Genomic DNA, 20,736 nt, shown 5'->3' with positions numbered 1-20,736 from the left:
TACTCAATAACTTGAGGCGATATATTCTTCTTTTGTTAAGTGAATGAGTAAATTTTCGGTTGACTTGTAAGCAGAAAGTAAGGTAGTTATGGTATATCGCAATCATTTATTTCAGAGTTTTTATAATATGTTTACTATCAGCTCAATGATTATTACCACAACAATTACCGGCACCATGGTTGCTGGGGTGGGTTGATACGCGTAAGTATTTTAAAAAGCCCGCCCTGATTTTCAGAGCGGGTTTTTTTTTGCAATTTCGTTACTAATTCTTAACTGTATTCTTTCATTATTGACCGAAAAGGTTATTATGCTAAGAGCAGTAAGGATACTGTAGTAACACTCGTTTTTAGGGAGGATAGAAATGCGAGTATTAAAGTTTGGTGGTTCGTCATTAGCCGATGCAGATCGTTTTTTACGTGCCGCAGATATTATTGCCAATAATGCACAACAGCAAGACGTTTCAGTTGTGTTATCAGCTCCAGGAAAAGTGACTAATAAATTAGTTTCTGTAGTAGATAATGTTCTTAGCAATGGAGAAGCAGAATTACAGATTACAGAGCTAGAATCTACGTTTATTCAGTTATTTGATGGTATTTCTAACGCTCTTCCGCAAGTTGATCTTAAAACGCTTGAAAACAAGCTAAAAGACTCTCTTTCTCAACTTCGTCAATACGTCCATGGGATCACCTTATTAGGTATGTGTCCAGATAACGTATACGCAAAAATTATCAGTAAAGGCGAGCGCATTTCTATTGTAACAATGAAAGCGGTGCTTGAGGCCAAAGGCCAACCGGCAAGTCTTATTGACCCTGTTAAATATCTATATGCTCGCGGTGATTTTCTTGAAGGTGCTGTTGATGTTGATATCTCAACGCTTAACTTTAAAAATGAACCTTTGCCTTCTGGGCATGTAAACATTATGCCGGGTTTTACTGCGGGTAATGCAAAAGGTGAATTAGTTACTCTGGGTCGTAATGGTTCAGATTATTCTGCAGCTGTACTTGCAGCCTGTCTTCGTGCTGAATGTTGTGAGATCTGGACCGATGTTGACGGTGTCTATAATTGTGACCCTCGATTAGTTGATGATGCACGTTTATTAAAATCATTAAGCTATCAAGAAGCAATGGAACTCTCTTATTTTGGAGCCTCTGTTCTGCATCCAAAAACAATCGCACCTATCGCGCAATTCCATATTCCTTGTTTGATTAAAAACAGTTTTAACCCTCAAGGCCCTGGTACTTTAATTGGACAGGATACTGGCGAAGATAATCTTGCGATTAAAGGAATTACAACACTAAACAACTTAACAATGGTTAATGTCAGCGGTCCGGGAATGAAGGGCATGGTTGGCATGGCAAGTCGTGTATTTGGTGCGATGTCTACTTCTGGTATCTCCATTGTTCTTATTACACAATCCTCTTCAGAGTACAGCATCAGTTTCTGTATTGAAGCTGAAGACAAATGTAAGGCTGAGCAAGTATTAAGAGAAGCGTTTGAACTTGAATTAAAAGATGGCTTACTAGAGCCGGTAGAATTCACTGATAACGTAGCAATTGTAACCTTAGTTGGTGATGGTATGCGTACATCTAAAGGTGTCGCATCTCAATTTTTTACTTCTTTAACTGAAGTAAACGTTAATATTATTGCCATTGCACAAGGTTCTTCAGAGCGAGCAATTTCAGCTGTTATTCCAGAAGATAAAATCTCTGAATCAATTAAAGCCTGTCATGAAAACTTATTTAACAGTAAGCATTTTTTAGATGTGTTTGTTGTTGGTGTTGGTGGCGTTGGTGGCGAACTTGTCGATCAGATTAAGCGTCAGCAGCCAAAACTTGCAGAGAAAGGCATTGAAATCCGTGTTTGCGGTTTAGCAAATAGCCGTGGTTTATTGCTTGATAGTAAAGGTATTCCGCTAGAGACTTGGCGTGATCGTATGAGTAATACGTCAGAAGAATTTAGTTTAGCTCGACTGATTGCTTTGGTACAACGTAACCATATTATTAACCCTGTGATTGTCGATTGTACTTCTGACCATGGAATTGCAGCTCAGTATGTTGATTTCTTATCCGCAGGTTTCCATGTTATTACGCCAAATAAAAAAGCCAATACCGACTCAATGGCGTATTACCATCAATTACGTAATGCAGCGCGCGGTACTCGTCGTAAATTTATGTATGAAACAACAGTAGGTGCTGGTCTACCTGTTATTGAGAACTTGCAAAATCTCATTGCAGCAGGTGATGAGCTTGAAAAGTTCAATGGCATTTTATCTGGCTCTTTATCTTATATCTTCGGTAAGCTAGATGAAGGAATGTCGTTAAGCGAAGCAACAAATGTTGCAAAACAAAACGGCTTTACTGAACCTGACCCTCGTGATGATCTTTCAGGTATGGATGTCGCTCGTAAGTTGCTTATTCTTGCTCGTGAATCCGGCCTTGAAATAGAGCTAGATGATGTAGAAGTTGAGCAAGCTCTGCCACCAGGTTTTGATGATTCTGGCACAGTTGATGAGTTTATGGCTCGCCTTCCTGAAGCGGATGCTTATTTTGCTCAAGAGTCAGCAAAAGCGGCAGCAGAAGGTAAAGTATTGCGCTATGTTGGTGAAATTCTAGAAGGTAAATGTAAGGTACGTATTGCTGCTGTTGATGGTGATGATCCTATGTTTAAAATCAAGGATGGTGAGAATGCGTTGGCTTTTTATAGCCGCTATTACCAACCAATTCCATTAGTATTACGTGGTTATGGCGCAGGAACCGAAGTAACCGCTGCTGGCGTGTTCTCTGATTTAATGCGTACGCTTGGTTGGAAATTAGGAGTATAAAATGAGTGTTGTTGTTTATGCTCCAGCATCAATTGGTAATGTAAGTGTAGGCTTTGATGTATTAGGTGTCGCCGTTTCTCCTATTGATGGCACATTACTGGGTGATCGTGTTTTAGTTGAATTAGGAACCGAAGCTTTCACTTTAGCAACCGCAGGTAGCTTTGTAGATAAGTTACCGGAGAACCCAAAAGAAAATATTGTTTATGATTGCTGGCGTGTATTTGCAAGAGAGCTTGTAAAAAAAGGCACTGAACTTAAACCGATTCATATGGTACTTGAGAAGAACATGCCAATTGGCTCTGGGCTTGGTTCTAGCGCCTGTTCGATTGTAGCCGCATTAGATGCGTTGAATTTATTTCATGATAAACCATTAACAGACATGGAAGTGTTGGGATTAATGGGGGAGATGGAAGGGCAGATATCAGGTGGTATTCATTATGATAATGTTGCTCCTTGTTATCTTGGTGGCCTGCAATTAATGGTTGAAGAGTTAGGTATTATTAGCCAAGAAGTTCCGTGTTTTGATGAATGGTATTGGGTGATGGCATACCCAGGAATTAAAGTATCAACAGCAGAAGCGCGTGAGATTTTACCTTCTCAATACCGCCGTCAAGATGTGATAGCACATGGTCGTAATTTAGCCGGTTTTATTCATGCATGTTATTCAAAGCAGCCTGAGTTAGCTGCTAAAATGATTAAAGATGTGGTGGCTGAACCCTATCGTGAACGCTTATTACCTAACTTTGCGAAAGCGCGTGAATATGCAGCCTCAGCAGGAGCGCTGACAACTGGGATCTCAGGTTCTGGTCCAACGCTGTTTAGCATCTGTAAAGATAAAGACGTCGCTGAGCGAGTATCTCGTTGGCTACAAGAAAACTACGTACAAAATGATGAAGGATTTGTCCATGTTTGTCGTTTGGATAAGCAAGGCTCACAAGTAACAGGAAGTAAACTATGAAGCTGTATAACATAAAAGAAAATGATGAACAGGTCTCTTTTGGTCAAGCTGTTCGTCAAGGTTTAGGTCGTAATCAAGGACTATTTTTTCCATCAGAATTGCCTAAGTTTGATGATGTTGATGCGCTTCTAGCTGAAGATTTTATTCCTCGTAGCACTAAGATTTTATCTGCGTTTATTGGTGAGGAATTATCACAAGATACAGTGAAAGGCATGGTCGAAAATGCGTTTCAATTCCCAGCGTCAATTCATGCAGTAAAAGAGGGCGTTTATGCGCTTGAATTATTTCATGGCCCGACATTAGCGTTTAAAGATTTTGGTGGTCGTTTTATGGCGCAATCTTTAGCTGCGGTGACCGAAGGCAATGAACAAATTACGATTCTAACGGCGACATCAGGTGATACTGGTGCAGCCGTTGCTCATGCATTCTATGGTATGGATAACATTAAAGTCGTTATCCTTTATCCAAAAGGAAAGATCAGCCCGCTGCAAGAAAAGTTATTTTGTACACTAGGCAAGAATATTCATACCGTTGCCGTTGATGGTGACTTTGATGACTGTCAGGCATTAGTTAAACAATCGTTTGATGACGCTGAGCTACGTAAAGAAGTTGGACTGAATTCAGCAAACTCAATTAATATCAGCCGACTAATGGCGCAAATTTGTTACTACTTTGAAGCGGTATCTCAACTGCCAAAAGAAAAACGTAGTGATGTCGTTATCTCAGTACCAAGCGGTAATTTTGGTAATTTAACCGCAGGCCTGTTAGCTAAATCATTAGGCTTACCAGTTAAGCGCTTTATTGCTGCAACTAATGTTAATGACACCGTACCGCGCTACCTTGAAACTGGTAAGTGGGAGCCAAAAACGACGATCCCAACGATTTCCAATGCAATGGATGTGAGCCAACCAAACAACTGGCCTCGAATTGAAGAGCTATGTCAGCGTTTAGGTTGGGGCTTAGAAACGCTTGGTAAAGGTGCAGTGACGGATGAGCAAAGCGCTGAAACATTAAAAGCAATGAATGCTGAAGGGTATTTATGTGAGCCACATGGTGCCATTGCTTATCGCATTCTTGAAGAGCAACTTAATGACGGTGAAACCGGGCTTTTCTTATGTACAGCACATCCTGCGAAATTTAAAGAAGTCGTCGATGATATCTTAGGTGGTGATATTGAACTGCCTGCTCCATTAGCTAAACATAATGCAATGGAGCTGTTATCTGAAGATCTTGCTAACGATTTTGATGCATTAAAAGCAGTACTTCGTAAAGTACAGTAACCAAAAGTATTAATAATAAAACTCAAATAGCACATCATAATTAATTGATGTGCTTTTTACGCATAAAAAAACGGCACTCATGAGCAATGAGTGCCGTTTTTATTGAATTCAATTCACTCTAAAATTATAGAGTTTCAGTGAATGTACGTGCGATAACGTCTTTTTGTTGTTCAGTAGTTAGAGAGTTAAAACGCACAGCATAACCAGAAACACGGATAGTCAGTTGTGGGTAGTTCTCTGGGTGTTTAACAGCATCTTCTAATGTATCACGTTGTAGAACGTTCACATTTAGGTGCTGACCACCTTCGATTTTTGGTGCTTTTTCAATTGCAACGTCACGGCTTTCGTATTCGCCTAGCTCGTTTGCTGCAATTACTTGATCTGCTTCAAAACCTGCTGTTGCAACAACACAACGTGCTTCGTTTTTCTCGCTATCTAGTAGCCAGATAGAGTTAAGAAGATCGTCATTTGCAGCTTTAGTAATTTGGATACCTGTGATCATTTTACTTTCTCCTAGTCCACTTTGTGGTTATTTTGTAAATATCTTATGGGTCACATTATATACATGATACCCTTACTTTGTATATTGATATAGGTCAAAAAACTACAAAAAGTGATAATTAATTCATCTTATAAACCTTGCTCTAAATCAATAAAGCACCATATAACTAGTCTGTAGCACGAAAAATGCAGTCTACCACTTTATTGTTATACCTTTGTTTTGTTGTAATATTACTACAAAATGGTTTTTTATGTTGGTGCCAAAATAAAGGTTCAATTTTAGTAAAATGATAGAAATACTGACAAATAAAGTGTTTACCGTAATAATAGTGACGACGTTAATTTTGAAAGGAAAGTACAGAGATGAAATATATTGGAGCTCACGTATCTGCGGCCGGCGGGGTTGATCAAGCACCGAAGAGAGCCTATCAAATAGGAGCAAATGCATTCGCACTATTCACTAAGAATCAACGTCAATGGGCAGCCAAGCCACTAACAAGAAAAGTTATCTCTGATTTTAAAACAAACTGTAAGCGCTTTGGTTTTTCAAGTGATCAAATTTTACCACATGACTCTTATCTTATTAATTTAGGTGCTCCAGAAGAAGATAAGTTAGAAAAATCTCGAGCGGCATTTATTGATGAGATGGAGCGCTGTAATCAGCTTGGTTTAACGTTATTAAATTTCCACCCAGGAAGCCATTTAAAGAAAATTTCAGAAGATGAGTGTTTAGCTTTGATTTCTGAGTCAATTAATTTAGCTCATCAAGCGGTTCCTGATGTGATTGCTGTTATTGAAAATACGGCAGGTCAAGGTACAAACCTTGGATGGAAATTTGAACATTTAGCTCAAATAATCGATCTGGTTGAAGATAAAACACGAGTAGGAATTTGTCTTGATACTTGTCACACCTTTGCGGCAGGTTATGACTTAGGATCGAAAGAAGCTTGCGATCATACCTTTGCTGAATTTGAGCGAATTGTTGGTTTTCAATATTTACGTGGTATGCATATTAACGATGCAAAAATTGAGTTAGGAAGCCGTGTAGATCGTCACCATTCTTTAGGGCAAGGAACTATCGGGTGGGATTGTTTTGAATACATCATGCAAGATGAACGATTCAATAATATCCCCCTTATATTAGAAACAATTGATCCTGAAATTTGGAAAGATGAAATATCTCAATTAAGAAAACTGAGCGAGAAGGCATAATGACAGTGACCTGGAATTCGGTTTTATCGGCTGAAAAAGAAAAAACCTACTACCAATCTATGATGGCAAAGATTGATAGAGAGAGAGCGCTTGGCAAAAATGTTTTCCCACAAGAAAAAGATATTTTTACTGCCTTTGATTTAACTGCTTTTAATGAGGTTAAAGTCGTGATTCTGGGCCAAGATCCATATCATGGTGAAGGGCAAGCACATGGTCTTTCTTTCTCTGTATTGCCTGGGATAAAAACGCCGCCTTCATTGCGTAATATGTATAAAGAATTAGCCGAAGATATTAGTGATTTTACTATTCCTGAACATGGCTACTTGGAGAGTTGGGCTAAGCAAGGCGTATTATTGTTAAATACAGTATTAACCGTTGAAGAAAGCAAGGCGCACTCTCACGCTAAGTTTGGCTGGGAAACATTCACAGATAGCATCATAGAGCAGCTGAACTTACATAGAGAAGGTGTAATCTTCTTATTATGGGGAGCTCATGCTCAAAAGAAAGGTGGGAACATAGATAAGGAACGCCACTCTATTTTAAAAGCACCTCATCCCTCTCCGTTGTCAGCTCATCGTGGTTTTTTTGGTTGTAAACATTTCTCAAAAGTGAATGAATTACTTAAATCGAAAAAGTTAGCAGAGATCAATTGGCATTCAGTTTCATAAGTTTGCTGTATAAATTTTGAACTAAATCCTGTGCTCTTATCTCAGTGATATACACTTTAGTTATCTTAAATAAATTAAGAGACTGTAGGGAGGAAAGGATGCTGATAGAAAGCATATATAAAGAGCATGGGTATATTAATCGTATCATTCAGTTATTAGAGAGTAAGCTGTCTCGGCTAGAAGATGAAAAGAGCGTTAATTATAATGTGATCCGAGAAAGTGTTAGTTATCTGTCGTCTGTTGCAGAGAAGATGCATCACCCTAAGGAGGACATGATATATCAATATTATATTGATCATTATGGTGAGCATGAAGGGTTAGATAACTTACTGCAAGAGCATCACACATTATCAGACAGCACTGAAGCCTTCTCGATAACGATTGAGATGATTTTAAATGATGCGATTGTTCCCAAGGATATTTTTAAAGAGCACTTAAAAGCATTTACCTCTCGAGTACGACAACACCTTGAACTCGAAGAAAAAGAGATCTTACCTTTTCTTAAAGCACACCTGACCACCAACGATTGGGAGGAATTAGAAAGGAGTTGGATTGAAGAAGAAGATCCCGTATTTGGTAACATAATTGATAAACGTTATTTAGTGCTTGCTGAAAAGGTAAGATAGGTTTGTTGTCAATTAAAAAGGAGAGTTCCGTACTCTCCTTTTTGTTTAGTGATTTAATGTGATGTCTTATTTGAAGAAAGCCTCATCAATGCTTCCTTTGAATGAAGGATCGAGTTCTCTTAATTCATGTAATAGCTGACGACGATCTTGAAATGCTTCAATTTCTCGCCATAAACGTTTTTTTGGCTTCTTTTTAGTTGTTGATGTTTTTGTAGCTAATAAATCATTTAATGTGTACCCATCCATAAGCACCTCGTTTTATAAAATAATGAATCATTACAAAGAGTAAGTTATCTACCATCGTGTGTTATTAAATATCACAGAGTGTCGATTATGACCTTGAACTGTTTCTCATTTGTTTCTTTTTAATGAAATTTTTGTGAGATAACGGTCACTAAAATGACTTTAATTTTAATTAATAACGCCTAACAACCTTTTATTAATCTATTCCATACGGAATAAAAGTATATTTTTTTGTTTAACTTTTGTTAATGTAGGTTCTTTTTTTTATTGGTTTTTTAGTCTATTACCTTGCTAAGGGTTGAGATGCTTATTATTTACTTAGGTAAAAATAGAGAGGATGAGCAACGTTGATATCTTACTGTTTTCTATGGCTGTGGAAGCGTATTTTCATAACGTAAACAATGTGAATTATTATTTGTTGATGTTTTTGCATTGATTTAAATGTCAATAGTATGATTTTTTATGTTGTGAAAATGAACGGCAAGTCCAAGATTGTAGAAAAAGTGTCATAACTACAACATTTGTTTTTTATTGATTTTTTAGTAAATACTGAGCATCATTCAGCCCGCTAATCTTATTGGATGAGTAAATATTTAGATTTACTGCTAATAACTGAATAGAGTTGCACTGTGCAGAGTTAACTCTTCATCATATCCAAATAAATAATCGACAATAACAAGGAAGATTAGTAGGGGCACTTATAGTGATAAGTGTGTGCAATCATAAATTATTGACGTAATTGAGAGGGAAGTGTGACAAGTCTTATTAACTTACTGAATGACCTATTATGGGGTTCAGTATTGGTCTATTTATTAGTCGCTATTGGTATTTATTTTACTGTTCGTTTAGGGTTCATTCAATTCCGCCATTTTGGTCATATGTTTTCGGTTTTGAAAAACAGTAGAAAATCAGATCCATCTGGGATTTCATCATTTCAAGCCTTGTGTACTAGTTTAGCCGCCCGTGTCGGTACTGGTAATATGGCAGGTGTCGCTGTGGCGTTAACTGCTGGTGGCCCTGGTGCCATTTTCTGGATGTGGTTAATTGCTATGTTAGGTATGGCAACCTCTTTTGCAGAAAGTACATTAGCTCAATTATATAAAACTAAAGATGACGATGGTAACTACCGTGGTGGTCCTGCTTATTATATGGAGAAGGGATTAGGAATGCGCTGGATGGGCGTTTTATTCTCTATCTTTTTAATTATTGCGTTTGGTTTAGTTTTTAATGCGGTACAAGCCAACTCCATTGTAGGTGCAATGCAAACGGCGTTTGGTTGGGAACCTCTCTATGTTGGTATTGCGATTGTTATTATCTCTGCGGTTGTTATTTTTGGTGGCTTTAGAACGATAGCAAGAACCGCTGAAATTGTTGTTCCAGTTATGGCTTTGGCGTATTTGGCAATAGCATTGTTTATTATGCTAACCAATATCGAAAAATTACCAGGCGTTATTGCTTTAATTTTCAAAAGTGCGTTTGGCCTTCAAGAGGCCGCTGCTGGTGGTTTAGGCTACGCGATTGCCCAAGCAATGATTAATGGCATTAAACGTGGTTTGTTCTCGAATGAGGCGGGGATGGGATCTGCACCTAATGCTGCAGCTTCGGCGACACCATATCCACCGCACCCAGCATCTCAAGGTTATGTTCAAATGCTTGGCGTATTTATGGATACGATTGTTATTTGTTCTGCAACCGTCGCAATAATCTTAATGTCTGGCGAATATGTGCCGCATGGTGAAGTGACAGGGATAGAATTAACTCAACTAGCTTTGACTAGTCAAGTTGGTGATTGGGGCGGAATTTTTGTTGCTATTGCGATTTTCTTCTTTGCATTTACGTCAATTATCGCAAACTATTCGTATGCGGAAACAAACTTGATTTTTCTAGAACATAATCACAAAGCAGGTATTGGCATATTCCGTGTCATTGTATTGGGAATGGTTATGTTTGGTGCTTTATCTTCACTACCAACGGTATGGGCACTTGCTGATGTATCAATGGGACTAATGGCTATTGTTAACTTAATCGCTATTTCATTACTATCTGGCACGGTAATAAAGCTAGCTAAAGATTATAATAAGCAGTTGGCAGCGGGTAAAGTACCTACCTTTGATAGTAAAGATTATCCAGAGCTACACTCGCAGCTAGAAGAAGGTATTTGGGATAATACAAAAGAACAAAAATAATCATTTGTTTTATCCATCAAAGAAATAGACAAAGCCACGCAAGCTAGCGTGGCTTTTTTATATCTGAATAGTTACTATCTTAGTATATAAAAATACATAGGATATCTTGCTCATGCTTATTGTTGTTTCACCTGCGAAAACACTGGATTACGAAACGCTATTACCCGTTAAAAGCTTTACTCAACCTGACTTTATTGCTGATTCAGCTGAGCTTGTAGAGGTATGTAAACAATTAACGCCATTAGATATCTCCGGCTTAATGAAGGTGAGTGACAAAATTGCAAGTTTAAATGCGGTGCGTTTTGAAGAGTGGTCAACGACGTTTACTCAAGATAATGCTCGTCAGGCCCTATTTGCATTTAAAGGTGATGTCTATACTGGGTTAGATGCAAACAGCCTAACGGAGAGTGATATCGAGTTTGCTCAAGCGCATTTACGTATGTTATCTGGGTTGTATGGGCTATTGAAACCATTGGATCTTATGCAACCTTATCGCTTGGAGATGGGAACAAAGCTAGCGAATGGTCGTGGCAGTAATTTGTATCAGTTTTGGGGGAATAAAATTACAGAGCAATTAAACCAAGTGTTGAAAGCACAAGGTGATGATGTTTTAGTGAACTTAGCCTCAAATGAATATTTTAAAGCGGTAAAACCAAAAGTATTAGCAGCAAAGGTGATAACCCCGGTCTTTAAAGATTGCAAAAATGGACAATATAAAATTATCAGCTTTTATGCCAAAAAAGCGCGAGGCTTAATGGCTCGTTTTATTATTGAAAACAGGGTAAAAAGCAAAGAAGAGCTCAAAGAGTTTAGTGTTGCGGGTTATTACTTTGTAGACGCAGAATCAACAGAAAGTGAATTTGTTTTCAAAAGAGAAGAGCAACAAAAATAATTACGTCACGACAGTTGAATGTATTATTTTTGTAAGTAAAATGTAGTCAGGATAATTTAATCTGCTAGTGTTGGGTAGGTTATTGTAATTCAGGTTGTTTTTCTTTCTTACTGAAGAGAATCGAAAGAGAAAAGTGTATTTTAGAAAGGGATTTTACATCAAGCTAACGCTGATAGTGTTAGAATTGGTATAAATCGTCAATATATGGCAATCATCTCAATTTATACTGAGAATAACTATAAAGGACAAATTACATGGCAGATCAAGGTGCAGTCACTGATTTAGCTACCACAGGTGTGGCTAATTTAGAGCATTGGTTAACAGACAATTCAGAGCTATTTATCACGTATGGGGTAAATATTATTTCGGCATTGGCGATCCTTTTTATCGGTAATATTATCGTTAAAAAAATCGCAGGTGGTGTAAGTAAGGCTCTTCAGAAAAAGAAAATGGATAAGGCCGTTGTCGACTTTGTTCATACGCTAGTTCGTTACCTTTTATTCATCATCGTTTTAATTGCAGCACTGGGTAAAGTTGGTGTTCAAACCGCTTCTGTTGTTGCTGTTATTGGTGCGGCCGGTTTAGCGGTAGGCCTTGCGCTTCAAGGTTCATTATCAAACTTTGCAGCAGGTGTATTAATCGTAGCATTCCGTCCATTTAAGTCTGGCGATTATGTTGAGATTGGTGGCGTTGCAGGTTCTGTTGATTCAATTCAAATTTTCCAAACAATTCTAACTACACCAGATAATAAAATGGTTGTAGTGCCAAATGGTGGCGTTATCGGCAGCCCAATCACTAACTATTCACGTCATGCTACTCGTCGTGTAGACCATGTGATTGGTGTGTCTTACAGTGCTGACCTGAAGAAAACAAAAGAAGTGATTACTAAAGTTCTTGAATCTGATGAGCGTGTACTTAAAACACCGGCACCAACCGTGGGTGTTGTTGCTCTTGCTGATTCATCAGTAAACTTTGTTGTTCGTCCTTGGTGTAAAACAGAACAATATTGGGATGTTTACTTTGATACACTTCAAGCGATTAAAGAGGGTCTTGATAATGAAGGTATTGAGATCCCATTCCCACAAATGGATGTGCATTTAAATAAAGTAGACTAAGGTTTACTTAAATCAATACATGAAATGCTGCCTTCGGGTAGCATTTTTTTTGAATGGAACTTTGGTTGGCTAAGGGAATTATTTATTGTTCCTATAGTCATAACCCTATGATGTTACTTTGAGATATTAACCATGAAAAAAATAATCAGTGCTTTATGTTTATCGGCTTGTTTAACGCCAATGGCTTTTGCTTCATCACCCGATTTTCCTCATCTTGAAGTATTAGGTACAGGAGAGGTACTTGTTGTGCCAGATATGGCGCAGTTTTCAGTTGATGTGGTAGAAAGTAAAGCAACCGCAGAAAAAGCAAAGCAAGCAGCAGATAAAGCCGTGACGAGTTTTCTTGCTCGTTTAGAAGTACAAGGTGTGAAACGTGAAAATATTAACAGTGGAAATATTCGCTTAACACCAGAGTATCGTTATCCAAAAGGAAAAAAACCAGAGCTTGTTGGGTATAAAGCTATTCGTAATATTACGGTTACGGTAATGGATTTAAATAAGTTAAATGGATACCTTGATAAAGCGCTAGGTGATGGCATCAATCGTATTAATCATATTGAATTAAAGACAAGTAAAGAGAAAGAATACATTGAAGCGGCACGTTTAGAGGCAATTAAAGATGCCAATGAAAAAGCAACATCATTAGCAAAAGGTTTTGGCAGTGAAGTTAAAGGGGTATGGAAGGTTTCTTATCGCAACAACTACAGCCAACCAGTCTTAATGAAAAGCATGAGAATGGATGCAGCTTCTAATGTTGCAGAAAGCTACCAAGATAACCAAATGGTGATTTCAGATTCAGTGTCTGTTGTTTATCGACTAAAGGAATAGTTGCTTAAGCTCAGAAAAATATAGAGCAGAAAAATAAAAAAGGGGTTACCGCGTGGTAACCCCTTTTTTAGTGATGTTAGTGTAGGATTCGAGCGCGGATTGTGCCTTCAATAGCTTTTAGCTTAACTAATGCTTCTTCAGAACGAGCGGTTTCAACATCAATTACGACATAGCCCATATCCGCAGATGTTTGTAGGTATTGAGCGGCAATGTTAATCCCTTCATCAGCAAAAATGCTGTTTATCTGAGTTAGAATACCTGGACGGTTCTCATGGATATGAAGCAAACGAGACGTATCAGTATGTTCAGGAAGAGAGACTTCAGGGAAGTTTACTGATGACAATGTTGAACCATTATCAGAGTATTTAGTGAGTTTCCCTGCGACTTCAACGCCGATGTTTTCTTGAGCCTCTTGAGTCGAGCCTCCGACATGTGGAGTAAGAATAACATTATCAAACTTTTGTAATGGCGATTCGAATGGGTCTGCGTTTGTTTTAGGCTCCACAGGGAATACATCGATAGCTGCACCACCTAAATGACCAGACTCTAATGCATCGCATAAGTCAGGGATCTTAACGACAGTGCCACGAGCGGCATTGATAAAGATAGCACCTGGCTTCATACGGGCAAACTCTTCAGCTCCCATCATGTCTTTTGTTCCTAGTGTTTCTGGAACATGAAGAGAGATAACGTCACATTTATTTAATAGCTCACTCATGGTTTGGATCTGAGTTGCATTACCTAGCGATAGCTTGTTTTCTATATCGTAGTAATAGACTCGCATACCTAAGTTTTCAGCTAAAATACCTAATTGTGTACCGATATGCCCATAACCTATGATACCCAAACGTTTGCCTCTTGCTTCAAAAGAAGCGTCGGCACTTTTTTTCCAGATACCACGATGAGCTAACGCATTTTTCTCAGGGATACCACGCAGGAGTAATAGGATTTGCCCTAAAACAAGCTCAGCAACACTTCGAGTGTTAGAGAAAGGGGCATTAAATACTGGAATACCGCGTTTTGCAGCGGCCGTTAAGTTCACTTGGTTCGTTCCGATACAGAAACAACCGACGGCAACTAACTTGTTTGCGGCATCAAACACTTCTTGAGTTAATTGAGTGCGTGAGCGAAGACCAATAAAGTGAACATCTTTTACTGCCTCAAGAAGATCCTCTTCTGACAACGATCCCTTATGATATTCGATGTTTGTATAGCCATCAGCCTGAAAAACTTCAACACAAGATGGGTGCAACCCTTCTAAAAGAAGAATTTTTATTTTTTCTTTTTCCAGAGATACTTTTGCCATGGTCGTTCTTATCCTTAAAAACAAATTTATGATGGGAAGTTTATGTTCAATGATTATAAAGTATCAAAAAATAATCAGTTTGGGTAAGAAAATTACGGAATAGTTAATAAAAAACGGTGCTAATGAGCACCGTTTGTAATCAAATGACATTTTTAACGCCCGATTGGTGGGAGCATTAAGACAAAAAAGAAACTTAATCGAACTTTTTAACGCCTTCAGGAGCGCCTACTAATAGGACATCTGCACCGCGATGAGCGAATAGACCAACCGTTACCACACCTGGTAATGCATTGATTTTATCTTCTAACTCTTTCGCATCAGTAATTTTCATACCATGAACATCTAAGATCACGTTACCGTTATCAGTGGTTACACCATGACGGTATGCAGGATCTCCACCTAGTTTTACTAATTCACGAGCAACGTAAGAGCGAGCCATTGGAATAACTTCAACAGGAAGCGGGAAGGCACCTAATACATCAACTTGTTTTGTGTCGTCGACAATACAAATAAACTTATCAGAGATAGCAGCAACGATTTTTTCACGAGTAAGAGCAGCACCGCCACCTTTAATCATCTCGTTTTTACCATTAATTTCATCAGCGCCATCAACATAAACGTCAAGACCTGCAACATCATTACAGTCAAAAACCTCAATGCCCAGCTCTTTAAGTTTTTCTGTTGAAGCAACAGAGCTTGATACTGCCCCTTTGATTTTGCCTTTCATTGTCGCAAGCGCGTCGATGAAGTGATTTACTGTTGATCCTGTACCTACACCAACAATGCTGCCAGCTTCTACGTATTCTAACGCTGCCCAACCAGCTGCTTTTTTCATCTCGTCTTGAGTCATGACATTCTCCTAATGAAATAATAGTCTTCAAATGAAAGCGGCGTGATTATAACGCACTGTTTTTTCTTCGTCAGAAAAAATAAGTCAGAAAAGAGCAAAAATTGAAGGAAATACAGTCAAAGCAAACGATTTCGGTTGGGGTTTACCAGAACCATGTTTTTTTAGGGGTGATGATTTGAGGTAGTGGTACATCCCAAGATTCGATCGGCAATAGTGGTACTTGCTGGCAGGAATGAGATAAACCTATTGGCATTGGCCCTTGCTGGTCAGTGTGCCAACGTGAGAGGGTTCGATCATAATATCCTCCCCCCATGCCTAGACGGTTACCGGTATGATCAAAAGCCACCAATGGGGTCAAAATAAGATCCAGCTCTGAGGTCGGTACGATTTTTGTTTTATCTAATTTTGGTTCAAGTATTTGGTATTTATTATGAATGAGTGGGGTTGTTTTTGTGTACTCAAGAAACAATAAATGACCCTTTGCAAAAGGGTGTATAACAGGCAAAGAAACTTGCTTACCTTGTTGCCATAACCATTGAATGAGTGGGTCAGTATCAACTTCACCATCAGATGATAAATATACGGCTATCGTATTTGCTTTTTGAATTATAGGGTTGGTAGCACATTGAAGGACAAGCGCGTCAGCAGCTTGTGATTGTTCTGTAGGAGATAAGGTGTTACGAAGTTGACGTATCGATTGTCGAATGCGTCGACGAGATGTCATGGAATACCCCAAAGTGCCGTAGTGGTCGTAGCCCTTGAACCCTAGGTTCAAGGCGGATCAGCAAGGTTCACCGTAGGCTTCTCAGTACGAGCCGAGCATGCTCAGTAGTAAACAAATACTAACCCTAATTTGTGCTTATCGGCTCAGGGACATAGATCCGCCTACAAACACTCCAGGGTAAATTTTATTCTTTTGCTATCCTTAGCGATATTTCTATTCTGCCGTACTTTCCTCTGTTTGGCTAGGCTTAACTGTAGAAATCGCTGCTTCTAATGCATTAGCAAGTAATCCCATACGCTCATAAACATCAGAAGAGTGTTTACTTGCCTCTTTTTTCGCCATATGTAATTCATAGCATATATTTAATGATGTAATAGTTAATAGCTGTTCTGTATTGGTTACTTTAGTTCGTTCAGATAGCTCATTTACTCGGTTATCCAAATCTTTCGCTGCTTCTTTCAATGCAGCTTCTTGACCAGCAGGGCAGTTAACCTTGATGGCTCGTCCTAATATTTGGACTTGCACGGCTTGGCTTGTCATCAATACATTACTCATCGTTAAACAATAGAATTACACCATTCAGAAAAGGGAATAGTGATAAGTGAATGAAACTATAAGAAATGCCGTAATAAGATTCAAGTATTTCCCCTCTCTTTGTTGATGAGGGTTAACTATATTCTTAATAAAACAACAATCTGATGAAAAGATACTCAATTGCGAGAGATCGTGAGTTTTCTGAAAATGCGCAAAGTGGTAGCATTGTGTTATTGATTATAAATTCAGAGATCGTTTTACTATGAGTGAAATAAAAATGCCAACATTCCTAGCTGTAGAGTCAGCGCTAAAGGACAGCGGATTAGCGGTTACCCCATCAGAGTTGCATGGCCTACTTGTCGGAATGGTAAGTGGTGGTTTGCCACTAGACGATCAAACATGGAAGCCGTTAATTTATGATTACACAAATGAAGGCATGGGCTGGCCTGATAGTGCAATTAAAATGGGTGAGCAGGTATTTCAATCAACGGTTTCTGAATTAACGTCTGACGTAATTGTGTTAGAAATGTTGATCCCAGATGACACTGAAACATTAATGAATCGAGCTGATGGATTAAGTGAGTGGGTAAATCATTTTATCTCAGGGTTAGGCTTAGTTGAGCTAAAAATGGACAAAGCATCAGAATCATTAAAAGAAGCCTTGTTAGATTTAGAAGAAATTGCTCGCCTAGGCATTGATGAAGATGATGATCTTGAAGAACAAGAAGCCTTATTTGAGCAAGTCTTAGAACATGTTCGTATTTGTGTACTAACGATTCATGCTGAACTAGGGCAACGAGTACATAAAGACAGTTCTAAAACCGTACATTAATGGATAATGCTATGACACATTATGATGTAGTGATCGTGGGCGGAGCTATGGCTGGAGCAACACTCGCTTTGGCCCTAGAGAAAATGAACCAAGAGACATTGTCTATCGCCGTCATTGAAGCGGTTGAGCCAAAGTTAGATCAACATCCAGGTTATGATTCGAGAAGTATTGCTCTTTCAAGTGGAACGACTCAGCTGCTGCAAGATATTGGTCTTTGGTCAGGTATCGCATCATTTTCAACGCCAATTGATCATATTCATGTGTCAGATCGACATCATATGGGGTTGACTGAATTAACCGCTAAAGAGCTTAATGTTGATGCATTAGGTTATGTGGTTGAGTTAGCCGATGTCGGTCGTTTTTATCATCAAAAACTTGAAACTTCACCTCATATTGAGCTTATTTGTCCTGCCTCGGTCTTAGGTATTGATAGAGAACAATCATTATCTAAAATCACTTTATCGACAGGTGAACAGATTTCAACATCCTTAGTTATTGCCGCTGATGGCGCTGAATCAAAAACGTGCAAAAGCATGAATATAGAGAGTCAGAATGATGACTTTCAACAAGTAGCCATTATTGCAAATATCACGACGGATATTCACCCTCAAGGCAAAGCATTCGAGCGCTTTACAGAGCATGGACCATTAGCTTTACTTCCTATGTCTCAGGGACGCAGTTCTTTAGTGTGGTGTGTGAGCCCTGAAGAGTCGCAACAAATACTTGGATATGATGACGATACGTTTCTAGCGCATTTACAACAGGCTTTTGGCTGGCGTTTAGGTCAGTTGACTAAAACGGGGCAACGAGCGCATTACCCATTGTGGTTACGTCGTCAAAAACAACATATATCACACCGTTTTGCTGCTATTGGGAATGCAGCTCAAACATTGCATCCAATTGCTGGCCAAGGTTTTAATTTAGGAATAAGAGACGTATTCTCATTGGCAGATTGTATTACCCTAGCAAATCAAGCAGGTAATGATATTGGCGAATATTCAGTGTTGTCTGCGTATCAAAAACGCCGTCAGCCAGATCAACAACAAACAATAACCATGACTGCAGGATTGGTGTCTATTTTTGCAAATAATGCATTTCCTATGGTGATAGGAAGAAATGTCAGTTTGTGTGCAGTTGATACTTTTCGTGCTTTTTTAAAGCCCTTAACGTTACGAGCTATGGGCAGAGTGAATAGATAATTATGATGCAAAGTGTAGATGTTGCGATTATTGGTGGTGGCATGGTTGGTTTGACCGTTGCTGCTGCATTAGAGGGCAGTGGATTAAGAATCGCGGTCATTGAAAGTCAATTACCAGACACTGATCTAACTGACTTACCAGATGTTCGTGTATCAGCAATCAGTCGAGCAAGTGAATATATTTTAGATAATGTTGGTGCATGGCAGGGGATCACCTCTCGTAGAGCCGCTCCTTACCGTTCAATGACAGTATGGGAGCAAGACAGCTTTGCTCGTATTGATTTTGAAGCGGAACAAATTGCACAACGAAACCTAGGGCATATTGTTGAAAACCGAGTGATTCAACTTTCTTTGTTAGATATGGTTTCTAAACAAGAAAATGTAACGTTATTAGCTCCAGAACGTTGTAGTAGTATTATGTTTGGCGAGAGTGAAGCGTGGTTAAATTTAGAATCAGGCAAAGCAATTACGGCTAAATTAGTGGTCGGTGCTGATGGCGCAAACTCTTGGTTACGTAATCAAGTTAATATCCCACTCACTCATTGGGATTATGGACACAGTGCTTTAGTTGCCAATATACGAACCGTAGAAAATCACACAGAAACGGCTCGTCAAATTTTTAGACCAGAAGGTCCATTAGCTTTTCTTCCATTGAGTGAAAGTAATTTGAGTTCAATTGTTTGGTCACTCGATCCTCTTAATGCAGAAAACTTAGTTTCAATGCCAGAAGACGAATTTAATAAGCAATTGACTGCAGCGTTTGATAACCAACTAGGCCTATGCAGTGTCGAAGGAGAGAGACAAGTCTTCCCTTTAAAAATGCGTTATGCCAAAGATTTTGTAAAAGATCGCGTTGTATTAGTCGGTGATGCGGCTCATACGATTCATCCATTAGCAGGGCAAGGAGTAAACCTTGGTTTAGCTGACGCCGCAGCATTAGCTGAAACGATTATAGAGCTACATCAAGAGGGTAAAGATATTGGGTTAAAAACCAATTTACGCCCATTTGAGCGCTGGAGAAAAGCGGAAGCGGCACAAATGATAGCGTCGATGCAAAGCTTTAAGGCTCTTTTTTCTGGTTTTAATCCAATTAAGAAATTAGTGAGGGGGATAGGAATGTCTCTAACTAATGAGGTTACGCCAGTTAAAGATGAATGTCTTAAACGCGCCTTAGGCTTATCAGGGCGACAACCAAAAATGGCTCAACATAAAGCGTAAATAATACCAATCTACATAAGTATTTGATCATTATTGCTTGTTAAAATCGATTATATCTTCGTTATAAATTTTGTAATTAGATCCACTAGTTACTGCAATTTATGCCTTGCTCTAATCGATTTTTCCTACGCAATTATCTGAACAACGACTTATCCAGAATGGTATAATACCGTCAAAAATAAGCATTAAAAAAGGTAGCCACAGCTACCTTTTTTTATTCGTATCGATTTTACATAGTCAGTTTGAGGCTATTAATAAGAAAGTCGTAATCGAGCAACTTCCAAGTTAATCTCTTTTATCATTCGATATTGCGCTCTTTCTGCTTGAGAGGGAACGATTAACTTTCCTTCTTCAAATCGAAACTCACCAATACCATGAATATGAATTTTCCCATTAAACAGTCGACTAATATGTTTAGCAATCATGCTTGGTGCATAGTGCTTAAAAAATCGCATCACCTTGTCCTTTTGTGATTAATACAACAAAGCTCGTAATGTGCTTTGGTTGTATTATAAAACAGAAAAGATGAAGGTAGCGTTACAAATATAGAATAGAGTGATGGTTGAATCAGTTTTTGTACTTTTATCGTTTTAAATTTGATCTTTATCTAATATTAAATACTGTTATTCAGTGGGCATAAATAAAAAAAAGCCCGAATAAATTCGGGCAAACAGTCACAGATGCATATTCAATATATATAGGTATATTGAATTAAATTGTTTGGAGTTAAACAATTTATGCGCT

At 38.6% G+C, this 20,736-nt stretch carries 20 protein-coding genes and 1 other RNA gene; 13 read left to right on the top strand and 8 right to left on the bottom strand.

Annotated elements, in window-relative coordinates:
• The first annotated feature begins 361 nt into the window (after positions 1-361).
• Genes thrA through thrC form a run of 3 tightly spaced genes read left to right on the top strand, consistent with a single transcriptional unit; the run spans position 362 to position 5,059 of the window.
• Positions 362-2,821, top strand: a complete 2,460-nt coding sequence (gene thrA / locus PVK70_RS04430; RefSeq protein ID WP_130047738.1) for a bifunctional aspartate kinase/homoserine dehydrogenase I — start codon at positions 362-364, stop codon at positions 2,819-2,821.
• Between the two features lies 1 nt (position 2,822).
• Positions 2,823-3,779 carry a homoserine kinase gene (gene thrB / locus PVK70_RS04425; protein WP_130047739.1) on the top strand — a complete coding sequence of 319 codons (957 nt, stop codon included), beginning with the start codon at positions 2,823-2,825 and terminating at the stop codon, positions 3,777-3,779.
• The gene (gene thrC, locus PVK70_RS04420; RefSeq protein WP_130047740.1) at positions 3,776-5,059 is read left to right on the top strand and encodes a threonine synthase; all 1,284 of its coding nucleotides are present in this window, start codon (positions 3,776-3,778) and stop codon (positions 5,057-5,059) included. Before thrB ends, thrC begins: the two co-directional genes overlap by 4 nt.
• 124 nt (positions 5,060-5,183) lie before the next feature.
• On the opposite strand, the gene grcA is transcribed toward thrC, so the two are convergent.
• A complete protein-coding gene (grcA, locus tag PVK70_RS04415) occupies positions 5,184-5,561 on the bottom strand; it encodes an autonomous glycyl radical cofactor GrcA (protein WP_045102834.1) in 378 nt (125 codons plus the stop codon).
• 362 nt (positions 5,562-5,923) lie between these two features.
• On the opposite strand from grcA, the gene nfo reads away from it, so the two are divergent.
• The 3 genes from nfo (at position 5,924) to PVK70_RS04400 (ending at position 8,066) form a co-directional block, all read left to right on the top strand.
• Positions 5,924-6,772, top strand: a complete 849-nt coding sequence (gene nfo, locus PVK70_RS04410) for a deoxyribonuclease IV (protein ID WP_130047741.1) — start codon at positions 5,924-5,926, stop codon at positions 6,770-6,772.
• Positions 6,772-7,440, top strand: a complete 669-nt coding sequence (gene ung / locus PVK70_RS04405; protein WP_130047742.1) for a uracil-DNA glycosylase — start codon at positions 6,772-6,774, stop codon at positions 7,438-7,440. The genes nfo and ung overlap by 1 nt, the downstream gene beginning before the upstream one ends.
• Positions 7,441-7,538: 98 nt before the next feature.
• The gene (locus PVK70_RS04400) at positions 7,539-8,066 is read left to right on the top strand and encodes a hemerythrin domain-containing protein (RefSeq protein WP_130044932.1); all 528 of its coding nucleotides are present in this window, start codon (positions 7,539-7,541) and stop codon (positions 8,064-8,066) included.
• Between the two features lie 66 nt (positions 8,067-8,132).
• Here PVK70_RS04400 and PVK70_RS04395 read toward each other — a convergent pair whose 3' ends face one another.
• The gene (locus PVK70_RS04395; protein ID WP_165366873.1) at positions 8,133-8,312 is read right to left on the bottom strand and encodes a DUF3545 family protein; all 180 of its coding nucleotides are present in this window, start codon (positions 8,310-8,312) and stop codon (positions 8,133-8,135) included.
• Positions 8,313-9,061: 749 nt separating this feature from the next.
• Between PVK70_RS04395 and PVK70_RS04390 the strand changes: the two genes are divergently transcribed.
• The 4 genes from PVK70_RS04390 to PVK70_RS04375 all read left to right on the top strand — a co-directional run bounded on the left by PVK70_RS04390 (position 9,062) and on the right by PVK70_RS04375 (position 13,330).
• A complete protein-coding gene (locus PVK70_RS04390) occupies positions 9,062-10,495 on the top strand; it encodes an alanine/glycine:cation symporter family protein (protein ID WP_130047743.1) in 1,434 nt (477 codons plus the stop codon).
• 112 nt (positions 10,496-10,607) lie between these two features.
• Complete coding sequence (gene yaaA / locus PVK70_RS04385) at positions 10,608-11,387, top strand: peroxide stress protein YaaA (protein ID WP_130047744.1); 780 nt, start codon at positions 10,608-10,610, stop codon at positions 11,385-11,387.
• A gap of 254 nt (positions 11,388-11,641) precedes the next feature.
• Entirely contained in the window at positions 11,642-12,502 is an 861-nt protein-coding gene (gene mscS, locus PVK70_RS04380; protein ID WP_130047745.1) for a small-conductance mechanosensitive channel MscS, read from the top strand.
• Between the two features lie 132 nt (positions 12,503-12,634).
• Positions 12,635-13,330: an oxidative stress defense protein gene (locus PVK70_RS04375; protein WP_130044937.1), complete on the top strand. Its 696-nt coding sequence runs from the start codon at positions 12,635-12,637 to the stop codon at positions 13,328-13,330.
• A gap of 76 nt (positions 13,331-13,406) precedes the next feature.
• On the opposite strand, the gene serA is transcribed toward PVK70_RS04375, so the two are convergent.
• The 5 genes from serA to zapA form a co-directional block, all read right to left on the bottom strand.
• Positions 13,407-14,636: a phosphoglycerate dehydrogenase gene (gene serA, locus PVK70_RS04370; RefSeq protein ID WP_130044938.1), complete on the bottom strand. Its 1,230-nt coding sequence runs from the start codon at positions 14,634-14,636 to the stop codon at positions 13,407-13,409.
• Between the two features lie 193 nt (positions 14,637-14,829).
• Complete coding sequence (gene rpiA, locus PVK70_RS04365) at positions 14,830-15,486, bottom strand: ribose-5-phosphate isomerase RpiA (RefSeq protein WP_130047746.1); 657 nt, start codon at positions 15,484-15,486, stop codon at positions 14,830-14,832.
• Between the two features lie 142 nt (positions 15,487-15,628).
• Positions 15,629-16,210, bottom strand: a complete 582-nt coding sequence (locus PVK70_RS04360) for a 5-formyltetrahydrofolate cyclo-ligase (RefSeq protein WP_130044940.1) — start codon at positions 16,208-16,210, stop codon at positions 15,629-15,631.
• Between the two features lies 1 nt (position 16,211).
• A non-coding RNA gene (gene ssrS / locus PVK70_RS04355) (6S RNA) lies at positions 16,212-16,392 on the bottom strand.
• 31 nt (positions 16,393-16,423) lie between these two features.
• The gene (gene zapA / locus PVK70_RS04350; protein ID WP_165366879.1) at positions 16,424-16,750 is read right to left on the bottom strand and encodes a cell division protein ZapA; all 327 of its coding nucleotides are present in this window, start codon (positions 16,748-16,750) and stop codon (positions 16,424-16,426) included.
• A 256-nt stretch (positions 16,751-17,006) separates the two neighbouring features.
• On the opposite strand from zapA, the gene PVK70_RS04345 reads away from it, so the two are divergent.
• From PVK70_RS04345 to PVK70_RS04335, 3 genes are read left to right on the top strand one after another with little or no spacing between them, the layout of a single operon-like run.
• Positions 17,007-17,576: a YecA/YgfB family protein gene (locus tag PVK70_RS04345; RefSeq protein WP_130047747.1), complete on the top strand. Its 570-nt coding sequence runs from the start codon at positions 17,007-17,009 to the stop codon at positions 17,574-17,576.
• Between the two features lie 11 nt (positions 17,577-17,587).
• A complete protein-coding gene (gene ubiH / locus PVK70_RS04340; RefSeq protein ID WP_165367153.1) occupies positions 17,588-18,775 on the top strand; it encodes a 2-octaprenyl-6-methoxyphenyl hydroxylase in 1,188 nt (395 codons plus the stop codon).
• Between the two features lie 2 nt (positions 18,776-18,777).
• Positions 18,778-19,992 carry an FAD-dependent 2-octaprenylphenol hydroxylase gene (locus PVK70_RS04335; RefSeq protein WP_130047749.1) on the top strand — a complete coding sequence of 405 codons (1,215 nt, stop codon included), beginning with the start codon at positions 18,778-18,780 and terminating at the stop codon, positions 19,990-19,992.
• A gap of 251 nt (positions 19,993-20,243) precedes the next feature.
• On the opposite strand, the gene PVK70_RS04330 is transcribed toward PVK70_RS04335, so the two are convergent.
• Positions 20,244-20,447 carry a DUF1107 domain-containing protein gene (locus tag PVK70_RS04330; RefSeq protein ID WP_130044945.1) on the bottom strand — a complete coding sequence of 68 codons (204 nt, stop codon included), beginning with the start codon at positions 20,445-20,447 and terminating at the stop codon, positions 20,244-20,246.
• Positions 20,448-20,736 lie beyond the last annotated feature (289 nt).

Source organism: Aliivibrio sp. A6, from assembly GCF_028765505.1.
In the GTDB taxonomy this organism is placed as follows: domain Bacteria; phylum Pseudomonadota; class Gammaproteobacteria; order Enterobacterales; family Vibrionaceae; genus Aliivibrio; species Aliivibrio finisterrensis_A.
The sequence above is the reverse complement of the archived record's forward strand: the minus strand, read 5'-3'. Positions and strand labels throughout refer to the sequence as shown.

What these genes read in the sequence shown, in the direction of transcription:
- PVK70_RS04360 (WP_130044940.1), bottom strand. Translation starts at nt 16,210, where the DNA reads ATGACATCTCGTCGACGCATTCGACAATCGATACGTCAACTTCGTAAC.
- thrA (WP_130047738.1), top strand. Translation starts at nt 362, where the DNA reads ATGCGAGTATTAAAGTTTGGTGGTTCGTCATTAGCCGATGCAGATCGT.
- PVK70_RS04375 (WP_130044937.1), top strand. Translation starts at nt 12,635, where the DNA reads ATGAAAAAAATAATCAGTGCTTTATGTTTATCGGCTTGTTTAACGCCA.
- serA (WP_130044938.1), bottom strand. Translation starts at nt 14,636, where the DNA reads ATGGCAAAAGTATCTCTGGAAAAAGAAAAAATAAAAATTCTTCTTTTA.
- mscS (WP_130047745.1), top strand. Translation starts at nt 11,642, where the DNA reads ATGGCAGATCAAGGTGCAGTCACTGATTTAGCTACCACAGGTGTGGCT.
- rpiA (WP_130047746.1), bottom strand. Translation starts at nt 15,486, where the DNA reads ATGACTCAAGACGAGATGAAAAAAGCAGCTGGTTGGGCAGCGTTAGAA.
- ubiH (WP_165367153.1), top strand. Translation starts at nt 17,588, where the DNA reads ATGACACATTATGATGTAGTGATCGTGGGCGGAGCTATGGCTGGAGCA.
- yaaA (WP_130047744.1), top strand. Translation starts at nt 10,608, where the DNA reads ATGCTTATTGTTGTTTCACCTGCGAAAACACTGGATTACGAAACGCTA.
- PVK70_RS04400 (WP_130044932.1), top strand. Translation starts at nt 7,539, where the DNA reads ATGCTGATAGAAAGCATATATAAAGAGCATGGGTATATTAATCGTATC.
- thrC (WP_130047740.1), top strand. Translation starts at nt 3,776, where the DNA reads ATGAAGCTGTATAACATAAAAGAAAATGATGAACAGGTCTCTTTTGGT.
- PVK70_RS04345 (WP_130047747.1), top strand. Translation starts at nt 17,007, where the DNA reads ATGAGTGAAATAAAAATGCCAACATTCCTAGCTGTAGAGTCAGCGCTA.
- zapA (WP_165366879.1), bottom strand. Translation starts at nt 16,750, where the DNA reads ATGACAAGCCAAGCCGTGCAAGTCCAAATATTAGGACGAGCCATCAAG.
- PVK70_RS04395 (WP_165366873.1), bottom strand. Translation starts at nt 8,312, where the DNA reads ATGGATGGGTACACATTAAATGATTTATTAGCTACAAAAACATCAACA.
- PVK70_RS04335 (WP_130047749.1), top strand. Translation starts at nt 18,778, where the DNA reads ATGATGCAAAGTGTAGATGTTGCGATTATTGGTGGTGGCATGGTTGGT.
- ung (WP_130047742.1), top strand. Translation starts at nt 6,772, where the DNA reads ATGACAGTGACCTGGAATTCGGTTTTATCGGCTGAAAAAGAAAAAACC.
- grcA (WP_045102834.1), bottom strand. Translation starts at nt 5,561, where the DNA reads ATGATCACAGGTATCCAAATTACTAAAGCTGCAAATGACGATCTTCTT.
- nfo (WP_130047741.1), top strand. Translation starts at nt 5,924, where the DNA reads ATGAAATATATTGGAGCTCACGTATCTGCGGCCGGCGGGGTTGATCAA.
- thrB (WP_130047739.1), top strand. Translation starts at nt 2,823, where the DNA reads ATGAGTGTTGTTGTTTATGCTCCAGCATCAATTGGTAATGTAAGTGTA.
- PVK70_RS04330 (WP_130044945.1), bottom strand. Translation starts at nt 20,447, where the DNA reads ATGCGATTTTTTAAGCACTATGCACCAAGCATGATTGCTAAACATATT.